Source organism: Aliifodinibius sp. S!AR15-10 (assembly GCF_031569985.1).
Lineage (GTDB): Bacteria > Bacteroidota > Rhodothermia > Balneolales > Balneolaceae > JAMQKA01.
In genome coordinates this window covers 96312-111533 of record NZ_JAMQKA010000017.1, presented here as the reverse complement: position 1 = coordinate 111533, position 15222 = coordinate 96312, and the positions used below count along the sequence as shown (strand labels likewise).

Genomic DNA, 15222 nt, shown 5'->3' with positions numbered 1-15222 from the left:
AGGGGTAGATCGGGTTATTCAAAACAAATATCTTTGAAACTCTTACTCCTGATCAACGTTTAAACAGACTTTAACCAAATTATCCTGCTATGAGTATTTCGGGATTTTTAATCCTGTTAGTTATTGCCGCCATCTGTGGGGCCATTGGACAAAGTATTGCCGGTTACTCCATGGGCGGCTGCCTGGTATCTGCGGCCGTGGGATTTATCGGCGCCCTCATTGGCAAGTGGCTGGCTGCCGAGCTGGGCCTAACCTACCTGCTTCCCATCAACATTGACGGAGAAACCTTTCCCATCGTCTGGTCTATACTGGGAGCTGCGTTGTTCAGCGTAGTGATTGGCCTGCTAAACAGGGGACGAAGGTGATAGCCTTTTCCACTCAGCCCATAAATCAAATGATAGTAGGATCGCCGATCTATGCCGATTTATGGAGCATTTCTACTCCTCCGGTTCAAACACCTGGTTATACGGATTTTTATCCACGCCCTCTGTCACATTGATAAATCCGTGTCCCGTTGCATTGTGGCAAGTGTTGCAGGAGTTGATGAGGTTGTCCAGATTTTTGTCAATCAGATCCCAGTCTCTGGCATTCAGCGACGTGCGAAGGGTATCAACAGCGGGGTCAAACATTAGCTCTGTAAAATAGGCTATATCATATCCTTCGTAGCCCGGCACATCCTGCTTGACGGCAAGCGCTGATGCCTGGAGCTCATGCATATAAAAATCCGCCAAATCACCATTCCGTGCCTCAATAGAAAGACTGAGCTTGTGCGTATACCTGCGAATGTGCTGCATGTATTCTGCCAATTCAGGAGTTTGCCCCTGGCTCACTTTGGCAAATTGCTGGCGCTGTTGATCTTCGGAAGGCTGGCTGCACCCGTGAATAAAGAATGCACCGGCTAACAAGGTGGTTATCAAGGCAAAGAATATGGAACTGTATGACTGCATGAAAGAAAACTTAAATTTCTTGTTTAGAATGAGTCTAAAGTAATAAAGATATATTGAAAAGTGAATAAAAGGTTTGGGTATTTTTTAGTAATGCCAAACAGCTTTCTGAAACTGTATCTGATTCAAACCATCTTCTTATTTTCTGGCAAAAAAAGTGCAATTTACCTGATGACTTGTCTTTATTGAGGAATGTCATGGTGAAATTAACTTCAAACTCTGCATTATCATGGAAGTAAAATCCAATTCTCTAATCTATTCCTTACTTCTGGCATTGCTTGCGTTGGCAGTGTTACCCAGCTGTTCAAACAGCCAGGAGCTAGAACAGCAGGAAACCGATGGACCGGTACAACCAAAACCTGAACATCCTGTCGACCCCTTTGAGCGAAACAGAGCATTGGGAAAGGGTGTTAACCTGGGAAATGCACTTGAAGCACCCAAAGAGGGTGACTGGGGGATGAGGATTGAAGAAGAGTATATCCAGTTGATCAAGGATGCCGGATTCGACGCCGTAAGAATTCCCACGAGGTGGAACGCACATGCCCAGAACAGCAAACCATATACTATTGAGAGTACTTTTTTTGACCGAGTAGACCAGGTCATTGAGTGGTGCCTCGAACGAGACCTGATGGTTATACTCAATATCCATCACTACAACGAATTGATGGAGGAACCGGAAGAGCACAAGGAGCGATTTTTGGCAATATGGAAACAAGTTTCTGAACACTACCACAATACGTCAAACGACCTGCTTTTCGAACCACTCAATGAACCCCACGCTAATCTTTCGGCTGAAATTTGGAACCGGTATTTGAGAGAGGCCATCGATGTTATTCGAGAATCAAATCCTTATCGCACTCTGGTTGTCGGCACCGCTCCCTGGGGTGGAATTGGAGGGCTGCAGGACCTTTCCGTTCCCTATGATGATCGCAACATTATTGTGACGGTTCATTACTACAATCCATTCCAGTTTACCCACCAGGGTGCAAGCTGGGCCGGGGATGAAGCTGAAGAGTGGCTGGGCACTACCTGGACAGCTACCAAAGAACAAAAAGAAGCTGTTAGGGCAGACTTTGACACGGTTAAGAATTGGGCTGATACCCATAACCGACCGATTTATCTCGGGGAGTTCGGGGCCTATAGTGCGGCTCCCCAGGAATCGCGAGAAAGCTGGACAACCTTCATTCGTAACGCGGCGGAAGAGCGCAATTTCAGTTGGAGCTATTGGGAATTTGGCGCAGGCTTTGGCATCTACGACCGCGAGAAGAATCAATGGAGAGATGGGCTTCTAAAAGCGCTGGTTCCCGACAGTCCAGAACTACGGAAATGATACCTTATAGCAGAAAGCGGGATAGCCGGGTAGAATTTAATTCTCCCCGACTACTTCTACATCGTCAACTTGACCTGGTTGGTCGGTCAGCTGCTCCAACGCTGAAGTTGATTAAAGGCGAAGCCCCGCATAGTGGGGAGCACTGCTGCCCCCCTACCGCCCAAGTAAAATTCATTTGGCATCCAATAATAGCCTATTAAACCGCTTTTCCCTATCTGTTGACCCGGTCTAAATGTAAAAGAAATGACCTACTCATCCGTTTTAAAATATTTGTTTCCTTCATATCCGTTCGGGGGTCGATTGTATCCTTTGGGTCCGATCCGTCGGGCAAGTGATTTATAGAATTTTGGATTTTCCGGTGTCCAGCTGTTTAAGCCGTCAACATATCGATTATACATACTGAAAAGAGCGGCAATCAGAACTGTATCATGGAGCTCCTGATCTGTTGCTCCTTTTTCCCGGGCCGCAGTCACATCCTCATCCTTCACCATACGCCCACTTTGCTGGACTTTTCCGGCTATTTTTAAAAGCGCTTTCATCTTGTCACTTATCGGAGCGCTGTCTATATCCTCTTTTATAGCGGCTGTAACGTCTGAATCTCCAATGAGAAGATCAGCGGTGGCGGTGTGCGCGGAATCACAGAATGCACACTTGTTACGGTGCGAAACCAAAGCGGCGATAAGCTCCCTTTCACCCTCATTCAGGGGAGATGGACCCCGAAGTAGTAATTGTGTTAGTTCTCGAATCGGTTTGGCAGTATCTTGCCGGAACTCCAGCAATCCCAAAATTCCAGGCAATCCTTCCTCCACTGAAATGTAAGCCATTCTTCCTGTTCCTAATTTTAAAATTCTCTTTATCTCCAGCCCCAAGATACAAACTTGAAAAAAGTTCTTTTGTGGTTCGATATGAACACAAAATATCCCTTTCAAGAGTGATCTAATACTTTCTGATAGCACACCAAAGCTCAAGGCTCTCCGACTCAAAACCATAGAACCAACCACTCGATGACAAGTTCGTAACGTCACAACAACATGTATTTTCCGCAAGGGTTAATAAAGCTCATTTGAGCCAACAAAAATGTAACTTTAATAAGAGCTAATAACAAGTGGGTGACGTCATTTTAAAAATGCAAAAAAATTGCCGCTTATTCATAATGTTTTAAAAAATCTGGGCGGATAATTTAAACCAATTCTGCGGAGGGCTAGGACTTCTCAGATTCTGTCTTGCCCTCCTCATGGGCCTTGTATTTTTTCTGGAGACGCGAAATCAGGCTTCCCTCTAGGTCCTTGTCGCGGGTGAGCGGTGCCACAAGCACATCCAACACCTCTTCCGGCAGCTTGGTATATTGCTCCACTACCTGCTCGGCGGCTATATCGAAATGCCATTCAATACGTTTTGCAAAAATCTCCTCAAGATCGTTGATCGCCTCTTCGCCTTCCTCATTTTCAGGGCTTATCTTACGGATCGTGCTGATAATTTCCTGTTGGCCGAGCAGCAGGGCTTCCATCAGTGATTTGTTCGTAATGACAATATTCAGCAATACTTTCAGGATCTGCTGATTAAGCAATATCTTTTGCAGGGGATGGTCGGGCGACTCCATATCCTCCTGTTCAACGCGGTCCGGAAGGTCATACACCCCACGGTGCACCCGAACCAACAGATCCATCTTCGTCATCTCTGAAAGCGCACTCCGGGCATTGTTGTAATCCATACCGGTTTGGTCTACAATATCACGAATCTGCATCGCCTCACCTGCATCTTCCAAGACTTGAATAATCTTTTCTCGTCGGGGCGATATCGAATTGCGTTTTGTTCCCATATTCGTGAGCCTGAATGAACATTATCACTGACTTCGTCAACAATGTACATAATTTTGACTTTATTTGTACAGTTAAGTAGAAATGCTTGTTCCATTACGCTCTTTGGTATAAACGATTGCATTCACCAAATCACATCTGATTTCGATCTCCTCTGGAATCAATGCACTGTAAACATGGAGCTTGCTCATTGAAATGACAAATGGGAGGCCAGGTCCCGTTGACAAGCTGAGAACAGCCTTGCATGTAATTTCACATCCCCTAATTTATTTACAGCCATTTGGAAATTCGTGGCTTTTTGAGAGGGTTAGCCTATCTAAGATGTTCAGCGCTGAAGATTATTCGGGTACAATTTAAAAATTAAATACATTCAGGAGATCCGTATATGGAACATTTTATTGCCGAAATCATATTATTCGCAGGCAATTTTGCACCAAGAGGGTGGAAGTTTTGCCATGGGCAAATACTACCCATTTCTTCCAATACTGCTCTTTTCTCTCTTTTAGGAGCAAAATTTGGCGGAGATGGCAGAACCACATTTGCACTCCCGGACTTGCGAGGCAGAGTCGTTGTGGGCGCTGGTCGTGGACCCGGTCTAAGACCCATAAATGATGGTGAAAAAGGAGGTCAGGAAGAGACAAACTTAAACGTAGCACATCTGCCCAGTCACAATCACGGGGCAACAGCTAATGCCAACCTGTCGTTGATGGCAACAATTGAAGAAGGAAATACTGCAGTCCCCGATGGGAATTATCTTGCTAGAGGCCTTTTCCAAAAAGACAGAACTACTTCTTACCCTATTTACCCCTATTCAGATGGTAACGGCGACACCACCTTGAATGGAAACAGTATTGCCGGGAATATCGAGGTACAGACCAGTAACACAGGTAATAATGACCCAATTCCCAACAGGCAACCATATCAGGGTCTGAATTATATCATTGCTGTAACGGGTATATTTCCACCCAGAAGTTAAGGCTATCTGGGCACAATAGCGTTAAAGGCTAATCGACTATTCCTCCACAATTCCTATTCATTTAAAAAAATTACTCACACTATGAAGAGATATCATCTTTTTATACTCATTCTGCCGGTACTGCTAGCACTACCTATTAGTTCCTTTGCACAAACCGAGCTGTTGACCAATGGAGGGGCAGAGAGTGGAAGCTTTGCAGGTTGGACTAATAGCAACACAGAAAGAAAATTTGAGGAAGTAAGTGAAAACGAAAGTTATGCACCCGCGGCTAAAGAGGGCACATATGCGTTTAACGAACTTAACAGCGGTGATAGCAATCCGGATACACAAACTATGTATCAGATCGTAGATGTTACCGGGGATGCCAGCGCAATTGATGCGGGGAATGTCACCATTGAGTTCAGCGGCTGGCTTCAGTCAAACGGTTATGATTCCGATGAGGGCAAATTTGTGGTAAAATTTCTGGACAGTGGGAACAGTCCTATTGAAACATACGATTCCGGTTACAGTGCTCCAACCGGCGGCTGGGGGGAAAAGACCGATTCTCGTACCGCTCCTGTGGGCACCCGCTCCATCCGGGTTGAGATATACTCAAAAGACACAGGCGATAGTGGCGGTGACAGATTCCATAATATCTTTTTCGATGCGATTTCTCTTACGAAAACAACTGCCTCACCCGAAATAGCGATTGAGGGCAACAGCACAGAAATCAGCGACGGAGACTCCTCCCCGGCCAGCGGGGACAACACCGACTTTGGATCCGTAGCGGCAGCAAGTGGCACGATAAGCAAGTCGTTCACTATCCAGAATACCGGCAGCGCAAGTCTTTCGCTGTCAGGCTCACCGATTGTGGACATTTCCGGGACTAACTCCGGGGATTTTACAGTAACCAGCCAGCCCTCCTCATCAATTTCCGGCGGCAACAATGACACCTTCACCGTGGAATTTGATCCTTCAGCCAAAGGCACAAGGACTGCCGAAATCTCGATCTCCAACAACGACGGGGATGAGAACCCGTATAACTTCAGCATTGAAGGGACAGGCTCCAACTCGGTACCCACAAGCTCAGATAGTGAGATCTTCGCTGTAAGCGGTACTGAATTCTCCTTTAACGACAGCGATTTTCCCTTCACCGACAGCGACGGGGGCGATGCGTTGAGTGCCGTGGATATCACTACTCTGCCCGGCAGTGGCACCCTGTACCTCGATGCCAATAGCAACGATACCAATGACGGAGAAGGCGTATCAGCTGGAGATGACATAAGCATAAGTGACCTGCAGAGTGGACACCTGCGATATATCCCACCTTCCAATACCACCGGTTACCGAGCTGTTTCTTTCACCTTTAAAGTAGGAGATGGCACTGAGTTCTCCTCCTCAGCATCCACTATGAACATAACCATTGACGAAAATGAAGTGACCATGGGTGGAACTGATGGCCAGGATGCATGGCAGTTTATTAGCAACCCATTCCAGACCAATCTCTCAGATCTTTTTTCCAGTATCTGGATCCAGAGCGCTACCAATTCTGACGCGCCGGGTGCAGATCCCAACATCTATACTTTTGATGAATCCACGGAATCGTTCTCCGGTTTTACAGGTGATCTGAATACCACACCCAGCGCAGGTACCGGTTACGCCGTGTACGTATATGCCGATGATGACTATGAGGCAGGCGGCACACAGGGCGACTGGCCAAAAACGCTATCAACCAGTGGCAGCCCGCACAGCACTCCCGTTTCCATCCCGGTATCCAACACCGATCAAAATACAAATTCCACCACCGACGGTGATGAGGGTTGGAACCTGATTGGCAACCCGTTTGGCACGAACTTATCTGTAGATGCTGTCATATCTACCCTGCAGGAGGTCGACGGCTCGGCGAATACGAGCGCGTACGTCTGGGATGCTGCAAGCGGAAACTACCAACAGTTAAGCTCTGGAGCCTCTAAAGCTCTCGCCCCTTTCCAGGCATTTTTCGTTCGGGTAGAAACCTCCGGCGAATCTGGGAACCTCAACCTGGACAATGAAGACCGCACCTCCAATTCCGCAACGTATTACAAGGAAAAAGAACCGAAAAAGAGATTGATCTTCACCCTGGAAGGACAGGATGAACTAAAAGGTCGAGGCGGATTTGTATTCAGCCAAAATGCTTTAGAAGGCATTGACCCCCGGGATGCTTATCAACTTTGGGCTCTGCCGGGATCACGACACGCCATGATCTATAGTCGGGTAAACAATCAAAACATGATGCAGAATCACCTCCCACTGGAAATGGAGGACGGTCAGGAAACAATCCCGCTATATGTGCAAACCTCAGAGTCCATTCCATTAACACTCACGTGGAAACGCTCCAATCTTTCCAGTGAATGGGATTTCGTATTACATGACTTGGAAACGGGCAAAAAAGTAAACCTGGATTCTGAGCGACAATATGAATTCAGTTTTGAGTCGGATAAAAGTAAGGTACGCCAAAAAACAGGTGGTGAGACAAATCCACAAATTTCTTCCACGCCCCGGGGGGAAGAGGCCCGATTTGAACTGACAATATCAAAAGAAAGCCCAGTTGCAGGTGGAAAGCCCGGGAAATCAATTCCGGAAAATTTCCGCCTGAAACAGAATTACCCCAACCCTTTTAATCCTGCCACCAAAATTGAATATGCCATACCGAATGAAACGCAGGTTTCGATCAAGGTTTATAACATGGCGGGCAAAGAAGTGGCAACGCTTGTAAATGAAACCAAGCCAGCGGGTAATTACGAAGTCACCTGGAATGCCAAAGACATTTCAAGCGGAATCTATATTTATCATTTGAAGAGTGCCGGGCAAACATTCACCCGTAAAATGACATTAATCAAGTAATAAAAATACCTAGTTACTATGAAAACGACTATTCCAAGCATTGTTTTATTAATCATATTTATCGTAACTGCCTCTGCACTGGCCCAACCGGGGTTACCAAGCGATCCATCCCAGGCACCTATCGATGGTGGCATTATCTGGATGTTGATTGCCGGAGGAGCCTATGGCCTAAAAAAACTTTGGGGTAATCAAAATGAGTAGCAACCCAGTGATTTATTGACAAAAATCTCACTTAAACCAACAACATTTAAACAATCAGTAAAGACTATGCAAGCAGAAGATTTTACCTCGTCTCAGGGAAAAGTATTAACTATAACCACAGAAGAAGGTTCCAAAAGCGAACTTAAACTAGAAAAAGTAGAAAAAAGCGAAACCAAAGGTCGGGGAAAAATCGAAAATATAAGGTCGGAACCATTTACCATAATCTTTTCTGGATCTCACGAAGACCAAATTACAGACCAAATTATTGAGATTTCCCCGGAAGGCAGCGAGGAAACTCACAAGATGTTTCTAAAAACACTGAATAAAACGGAAGATCGGATTATCTACGAATCCATTATTAATTAGCAGGATTGCATTCAGCGAACTAAAACATTGAGGTGGGGTAATATCCTCGCCTCACCGGTTGAAACCAGGTTAACAGTTTTAAGAAAGTTCCTCGGCTATAATTCTTTGGCACGTTTTGACCAGTGCCAGAGACCATAGGTTACCTTTTCTGGCAACTCATAACCAAGCTGTCGGGTAACCATGACAATCTGCCCGCGGTGGTGAGCTTCATGGGCTACCAGATAATATTGCAGGTGAACGGCATCAAGGTAAAAACCGGGAACGGTGCTACCAGTTTCAATCCCTTTTTTGATCAACTGCATTATCTCTGCCGAACTAATATGCAGAGCCTCAATGAGCTCTGTAGTCGTAACACTATAGCGGTCAACGTATTCCGGGACGTGCAAATCAAATTTTTTTGTTGCCTCTTTAATCCACATACAGCGGGTATTATGCATATGTCCCCCGACCATCTGTACTGTCTTGCGCTGGTAACCCGGCACCTTTTCTGACCATACCTCCTGTGGCAAATTTTCCAACATAAAGATGGAGACCCTGTTACTGGTTTTCCACGCTGCCAGGATGGTATCGGTCAGGTTTGTTTCAATTTCCATGATTTTAAGATAAGCTTGTATGAATATTGGTCTCTCCACCCCTTAAGGCTAACTTCAAAAATGCAATCTGGTTCCACCTATTGCCGATGCAAGAACTTAACATTCACTAATTTTGCACCTTATAAATCGCCTCAATAATTGGTTTCCAGAGCTCCATGGTAGGATGCCGAACAAGTTCACGATGACCAACACCCTCCAGCACATGGTATTCTCCACCCCCTGCTTCTGCCACCTGGCGCCCCATATCAGGGGGCACTACCCTGTCCTCGGTGCCGTGCACAACCAACAAGGGGAGATCCAACGCCCGGACAGCCTCCACATTGTTCCAAACATCGGGCAGCAGGTAATAGATCTCTTCCGGCACCATACCCAAGTGTATGACTGCATCGCGTGCCGTTGACCAGGGAGCACTTAGAATTACATAATTTGGTTTGGGCTGCAGTTGTTTTATCCCGCTTAGCAATATGCCGGTTCCCAGTGAGTGGCCGAGAACGATCCTGGGCTGCGAGCCGGTTGCAACATGCTCTGTAAAATATTCCCAGGCCCTGATCCCATCATCTTGCAAGTTCTCGATCGTTGGCTCACCTGTGCTGCTGCCAAACCCGGAATAATCGAACACCATGGAAGTAATTCCATTCTTGTACAACAGGGCCTGCACCTCAGCCCATCGCGAGATCGTCTCCCGGCGGCCGTGATAAAGCAAGACTGCAGGGGTGGAATTATCCGCCTCTTCAGCTCTCACAAGTGATGCGTACAACGTACGACCATTGTTTTTAAATTGAAACTGCTGCGAAGGAGCTCCAAAATGGTCGGGGGTAGTATCGTCATTCGGCCGGGTAGCAATCGCCTCGGCCTCCAGGCTGTAATACAAAAAAGATCGAGCTCCAAAAAAGAGAGCACTCACCAAGAGCAATGTAAAAGCGGAATAGCGAAATGCACGTTTCTTCATATGATCTGCAATTAGCAAGCAAACATTTTGACCTAAAAATACAAATGAAATGGCAAAAATGAGCGGTTAAGTTTATTTTAACCGGGGTACCAGGATTTTGAGTACCAGAGGTAATGGCCCTGGGTAAAAAAGGTGAGAAATGAGTGCTAATTTCAGAGCGAGTAAAAGAGGAGGGAACCTCTTCAGCGAAGCACCCATCCATTCCAGCTGTTTAACACAAAATGTGCATGTGAAATGGACAGGCACTAAATTGAATAAGTACAATTCAAATGTAGCGTCGGTAACTGTACCTAACTACTTCCCGGTAACAACAACGGAGTCCTTGGTCCCGAATTCATTGGAAACATAGTCGTGCGCTTCCTGATCGTTTTCCCAGCGTTCGCCATCCAGCAAATACTTGAACACGTACTCAGTTTCCGGCTTCAGACGAACCGTGGTTTCCCAAACGTCGTCTTTCTTCTCCATCTTATGCTCTTCCGGATCCCAATCATTAAAATCTCCTGCTATTGCAGCCTCATCCTGGGCCCACTCATCAGGTATCCTGAAAGTTACTTTACAGACAGTGCGTTTTGGGGTGTAATTCATTTCAAACATGATAATTTCTTACTCTTGTTTAATTGCGACTTTAATTTATTGGTAGATTCTAATATTAAGGTATCACTCGGCAGACAAATATGACACAAAAACGCTGTAATCTTCAGATAGTTAATAAAAAGATTACATTCTGCAATGCTATCAATTTATCCTGAACCCGCTATTATTAAGAGGTAGCCAAGAGGCAACTGTTACACCAGGTTGTCAATAGAATTTGGAAATTCCGAACTTTGGTGGGCTACTTATCGCGAATAACCTCATAACGGGATTGTACCAACCCGTTGGCAAAGGATTTTGTTTTAAGATGATCCAGTTTGATGTCATGGGGTAACGGCCCAAAAAGAGGAATGCCGCTTCCAAGCAAGATCGGGACCTGTGTTATCGTCATCTGGTAAATCAAGCCCTCGCTGAGGAAACCCTGGATCGTTTTACCTCCATCTACATAAAGATGGCTATATCCAAGATCAGCAAGCTGTTTGGCAACCCCGGTTGGAGATCCTGAGACCGTTGAAACAGTCTTCTCAAGTTTTCCGGGGATTTCCACACCACGACTACTCAACACATATACCGGCAGATCTCCGTAAAACCATTTGTCAAATTTCGAAACAAATTCATAGGTATGGCGCCCCATCACCATGGCGTCGACGGTTTCTATAAAAGCGTTATACCCGTAATCTTCACCGGATTTAGACTCATCGGGCGTGGGAAGCCAGTCCACGCTCCCATCCTCCCGGGCAATAAAACCATCCAGGCTTGTAGCGATAAAAACAGATGCTTTTATAGACATGGAATTAAACTATTTGCTGAATAATCTCTTTAAATCTCGATAAAATTAGGGACAAATGGGCAAGGATCATAGTCCCAAACGGATACATTTTTAAAAAAACTAATATTTTCTATTCCAGTCATACGTTTTGACTTACCAAAAACTCTAAACGGCGTTTAAAATTCACGACGTCGGCCAAACCCGCTTTAATACGGGGCTGGATATTCTGGAAAATAATACAAAACAAAAAAAGATGCGGCCCACCGTCAGGTAAGCCGCATCAAGGGGATTGTGTAGGGATAACAAAACTAGCTAGTAGTTTCTACTACTTCTGACTCTTTAAGTTCCTTGCCCTGGCCGTTGCCGTAACTTTGGTCCATGAGCAGTCCGGGATTCGCTGTGTCGAAGAAGAAACGGTTAATATTTCGTCTTCCATTCTCAAACATGTAGTAGAGCACCGGAACAAGGATGAGGGTCAATGCCGTTGCAAATATCAAGCCTACAATCACTGCAATCGCCATTGGGGCCCACCATGCCGCCTGTGGACCGCCCCAGTACAGATACTCCCCTATGTTGGTGAAGAACAGGGCCGGATTGTTGACCAGCGTGATGAAATCAAGGTTAAAGCCGATCGCCAGTGGTACCAGTCCCAGCGTGGTGGTTATTGCCGTTAGAATTACCGGGCGGAAACGAATTTTTCCACCTTCTACCAGCGCTTCATACAAGCCCATGTTGTCACGCGAGCGCAGGATGTCGATATAATCAATCAGAACGATGGCATTGTTCACAACCACACCCGCCAGTGATATTATACCGATACCGGTCATCACAATAACAAACGGCATCTGGAAGATGACAAGTCCAAAGAATACACCGGCTGTTGACATCAGGACCGAGGTCATTACAATGAACGGTTTAAACAGCGAGTTAAACTGTGAAATCAGAATAAAGGTGATAAGGAACAGTGCGACCAAAAATGCCATGGAGAGGAAGTCCACGGCCTCCTGTTGATCTTCCTGTTGGCCGGTCCAGTTGTAATCATAGCCGGAAGGTACTTCATTTTGAAGATATGGTGCCACAACCTGCTGCACTTCAGCCAGCACGGCATTGGCGTTGTAGTCCGACCGGACATCGGCCATGACCGTTACCATCCGCTCCTGGTCTTTGTGCTTGATACCGCCGAGTCCTTCAGTAACTTCCCAGCTAGCAACACTCGAGAGCGGTATCTGTCGCCCTTCCTCCATAACTGTCAAGTCTTGAAGTGTACTCATATCCTGCCGGAAACGTTCATCGAGGCGCACGGTAATGTCATATTCATCCTTTCCATCACGATATTGAGAGGCTTCCACCCCGTTAATCGCCTGTCGGATGGTGTTACCTATTATCTGCGTTGAAAGCCCGTAAACCGAAGCTTTCTCACGATCTACATTGATTCGAACTTCGGGTCGTGCTTCCGGGAGATCGGTTTCAAGTCCGTCCAGCTTGCTGTAGACGGGATCATTCTCAATAATCCGCAGGATATCGTTGGATAGTTTTTCAAGGGCTGCCATATCCTTGCCGGAAATCTCCAGGTTGATCGGAGGTCCGGAGGGCGGCCCCTGCTGCTCTTCTTCTACTGTGATGTTTGCACCAGCAATACCCTTGGAAAAATTACTTCGCGCGTACTCAATGGCATCAAAAGCACTGCCTTCCTGGCGCTGGTAATCTTTAAAGTTGAGAACAATCGTACCGCGATGGGATGAATTACCGCCTCCGCCAATCGGACCGGCCGTAATCGCAGAACCAGAGGTACTCAGCACGGTTTGTATATCCTGTTTGTGCGGGATGTTGGGGACTTTTCGCTCAATCTCATCAACAACCGACTTCGTGAATCCGACATTGGTGCCCACCGGGGTTTCTACCTGTACATACGCCCGTTGCGGAGGAATGCCCTCGGGGAAGTACTCCACGCCGCTGTTGAACGCCCCAAAGACAACAAAACTGGAAAACAGTACGACAACTGAAATAGCGAGAACTATCCAGCCGTGGTTAAGCGACCATCGCAGGGTGGTTTCATACCTGTTAATTGCTTGTTGCAAGCCCTTGGTCTGCCACCATTTTCCAATTGGATTCAGCACATAGCGGTTGGTAACCCAGAGAATAGTTCCAAGCACAATAAGCATCGTCCAGGTGAGTGTATTATTGAGTACCGCAGCGAGCAGGAATAACCCAAAGATTATACTAAGTGTAATCTTTCCCTTACGCGTCATTTTCGGTCGGTTGCTGTCATCAACCAAATCAAGGCGCATGTAAAGTGCACATATCACGGGGTTAATGACCAGCGCAACAAACAGTGAGCTGGAAAGCGTAATGATCAGCGTGATCGGCAGGTACGACATAAATTCACCAGTCACACCCGGCCAGAAAATAAGCGGCAGGAATGCAGCCAGTGTCGTCATCGTACCGGAGATAATCGGCAGGGCCACCTCACCAGTTCCCTTTTTCGCAGCCTGGATGTTGTCATAACCCTCTTCCAGGTAGCGATAGATATTCTCAACCACTACAATGGCATTATCCACAAGCATACCCAGCGCCAAAATCAGTGAGAACAGCACAATCATGTTCATTGTGATACCCACCATACTCATCACAATAAAGGAGACAAACATCGACAGCGGGATGGCAATACCCACAAACGAGGCATTACGTACACCCAGGAAGAACAACAGCACACCGATCACCAGCAGCAGACCAGCAATGATGTTGTTTTCCAGGCTGCTCACCATCATATTGATATTTTCACTCTGATCCGAGGTAATCTCGAAGTTGGTCGTCGGTGGCAGCGTCGGCAGTTCTTCGTCAAGAATGCTTTTCACCTGCGCTGCGGTCTCCAGGATGTTGGTGCCGCTGCGTTTCACAATGGAAAGACTGATCACCGGGTCATTATCCAGTTCGGCATATGTCTCTCGATCCTTGAAACCGAATTTCACCTCAGCTAAATCCCGAATGTAGATCGGCTTGTCATCCGGTGCATCGATAACGATATCCTCAATCGGCTTCACTGTTTCATACTCTCCGGGCACACGAAGCAGGAACTTTTTATTCCCCACGTCGATATTACCGCCCGGGACCGTGACATTCTCTTCCTGGATAGCCGCAATAATATCGCCGAAGGTCAGCCCGTAGTATTTCAGTTTTGGAAGATTAACATCCACCTTCACTTCGCGCTCCAGTCCACCCGCCAGGTTTACCTCCAATATTGAAGGAATCGACTCGAGGCGGTCCTGCAGGTTCTCAGCTACTTCTTTCAGCTGTACCAGCCCATATTGACCGGAAACGTTGACCTGCATGATGGGAAATTCGGAGGCGTTTATCTCCTGAATTATGGGATCCTCGGCAGCCTGGGGCAGCTCCGGCTTGGCCAGGTCCACTTTTTCGCGCACCTTTTGCAGGGCATCTTCGATGACAACATCGGTATTAAACTCCAGGTTAATATTTGAATAACCCTCAGCTGATGTGGAGGTCATCTCCTTGACATCAGATATGCCCGAAAGTTCATCTTCCAGTGGTCGCGTAATGAGGCTCTCCATATCTTCGGGAGAAACCCCGGGATAGGTCGTGATCACCATAATATTCGGAATGGTGATATCCGGCGCCGACTCTTTGGGTATCGACAGGTACGACTGGATTCCAAATAGGGCTACCAGCACGATAATGACGAGCACACTGATCCGATTGTCGATAGAAAAGGAGGTTAATTTGAACTCCTTCCGGTTATCGACCGGCTGTTGGCCGTCCGTCGGTACAATTCCATTTGTTTTGTTATTGTCACTCATGGGTAGATT

Annotated in this window: 14 protein-coding genes; 6 read left to right on the top strand and 8 right to left on the bottom strand. The window is 46.6% G+C overall.

The window, feature by feature from the left end:
• Positions 1–89: 89 nt before the first annotated feature.
• The gene (locus tag NC796_RS13015; protein WP_310684965.1) at positions 90–365 is read left to right on the top strand and encodes a hypothetical protein; all 276 of its coding nucleotides are present in this window, start codon (positions 90–92) and stop codon (positions 363–365) included.
• 72 nt (positions 366–437) lie between these two features.
• Here NC796_RS13015 and NC796_RS13010 read toward each other — a convergent pair whose 3' ends face one another.
• A complete protein-coding gene (locus NC796_RS13010; RefSeq protein WP_310684963.1) occupies positions 438–947 on the bottom strand; it encodes a hypothetical protein in 510 nt (169 codons plus the stop codon).
• A 226-nt stretch (positions 948–1173) separates the two neighbouring features.
• Between NC796_RS13010 and NC796_RS13005 the strand changes: the two genes are divergently transcribed.
• A complete protein-coding gene (locus NC796_RS13005; protein ID WP_310684962.1) occupies positions 1174–2274 on the top strand; it encodes a glycoside hydrolase family 5 protein in 1101 nt (366 codons plus the stop codon).
• A gap of 248 nt (positions 2275–2522) precedes the next feature.
• On the opposite strand, the gene NC796_RS13000 is transcribed toward NC796_RS13005, so the two are convergent.
• A complete protein-coding gene (locus tag NC796_RS13000) occupies positions 2523–3098 on the bottom strand; it encodes a peroxidase-related enzyme (protein ID WP_310684960.1) in 576 nt (191 codons plus the stop codon).
• 377 nt (positions 3099–3475) lie between these two features.
• On the bottom strand, positions 3476–4093 hold the full coding sequence (locus tag NC796_RS12995) for a hypothetical protein (protein WP_310684958.1): 618 nt from the start codon (positions 4091–4093) through the stop codon (positions 3476–3478).
• A gap of 383 nt (positions 4094–4476) precedes the next feature.
• Between NC796_RS12995 and NC796_RS12990 the strand changes: the two genes are divergently transcribed.
• The 4 genes from NC796_RS12990 (at position 4477) to NC796_RS12975 (ending at position 8496) form a co-directional block, all read left to right on the top strand.
• Positions 4477–5067 (top strand): tail fiber protein, encoded by a 591-nt coding sequence (locus tag NC796_RS12990; RefSeq protein ID WP_310684957.1) that lies wholly within the window; start codon positions 4477–4479, stop codon positions 5065–5067.
• 81 nt (positions 5068–5148) lie between these two features.
• Positions 5149–7929: a choice-of-anchor D domain-containing protein gene (locus tag NC796_RS12985; protein ID WP_310684955.1), complete on the top strand. Its 2781-nt coding sequence runs from the start codon at positions 5149–5151 to the stop codon at positions 7927–7929.
• A gap of 18 nt (positions 7930–7947) precedes the next feature.
• Positions 7948–8130: a PID-CTERM protein-sorting domain-containing protein gene (locus tag NC796_RS12980; RefSeq protein WP_310684953.1), complete on the top strand. Its 183-nt coding sequence runs from the start codon at positions 7948–7950 to the stop codon at positions 8128–8130.
• 66 nt (positions 8131–8196) lie between these two features.
• Entirely contained in the window at positions 8197–8496 is a 300-nt protein-coding gene (locus NC796_RS12975) for a DUF6916 family protein (protein ID WP_310684951.1), read from the top strand.
• A gap of 95 nt (positions 8497–8591) precedes the next feature.
• Here the strand turns inward: NC796_RS12975 and NC796_RS12970 are convergent, their stop codons facing one another.
• The 5 genes from NC796_RS12970 to NC796_RS12950 all read right to left on the bottom strand — a co-directional run bounded on the left by NC796_RS12970 (position 8592) and on the right by NC796_RS12950 (position 15213).
• Positions 8592–9089 carry a DinB family protein gene (locus NC796_RS12970; RefSeq protein ID WP_310684949.1) on the bottom strand — a complete coding sequence of 166 codons (498 nt, stop codon included), beginning with the start codon at positions 9087–9089 and terminating at the stop codon, positions 8592–8594.
• Positions 9090–9195: 106 nt separating this feature from the next.
• Positions 9196–10038, bottom strand: a complete 843-nt coding sequence (locus NC796_RS12965; protein WP_310684947.1) for an alpha/beta fold hydrolase — start codon at positions 10036–10038, stop codon at positions 9196–9198.
• 294 nt (positions 10039–10332) lie between these two features.
• Positions 10333–10632: an isoamylase early set domain-containing protein gene (locus NC796_RS12960; protein WP_310684946.1), complete on the bottom strand. Its 300-nt coding sequence runs from the start codon at positions 10630–10632 to the stop codon at positions 10333–10335.
• Positions 10633–10870: 238 nt separating this feature from the next.
• Positions 10871–11419 carry a dihydrofolate reductase family protein gene (locus NC796_RS12955; RefSeq protein WP_310684944.1) on the bottom strand — a complete coding sequence of 183 codons (549 nt, stop codon included), beginning with the start codon at positions 11417–11419 and terminating at the stop codon, positions 10871–10873.
• A 287-nt stretch (positions 11420–11706) separates the two neighbouring features.
• Positions 11707–15213: an efflux RND transporter permease subunit gene (locus NC796_RS12950; RefSeq protein ID WP_310684943.1), complete on the bottom strand. Its 3507-nt coding sequence runs from the start codon at positions 15211–15213 to the stop codon at positions 11707–11709.
• Between the last annotated feature and the right edge of the window lie 9 nt (positions 15214–15222).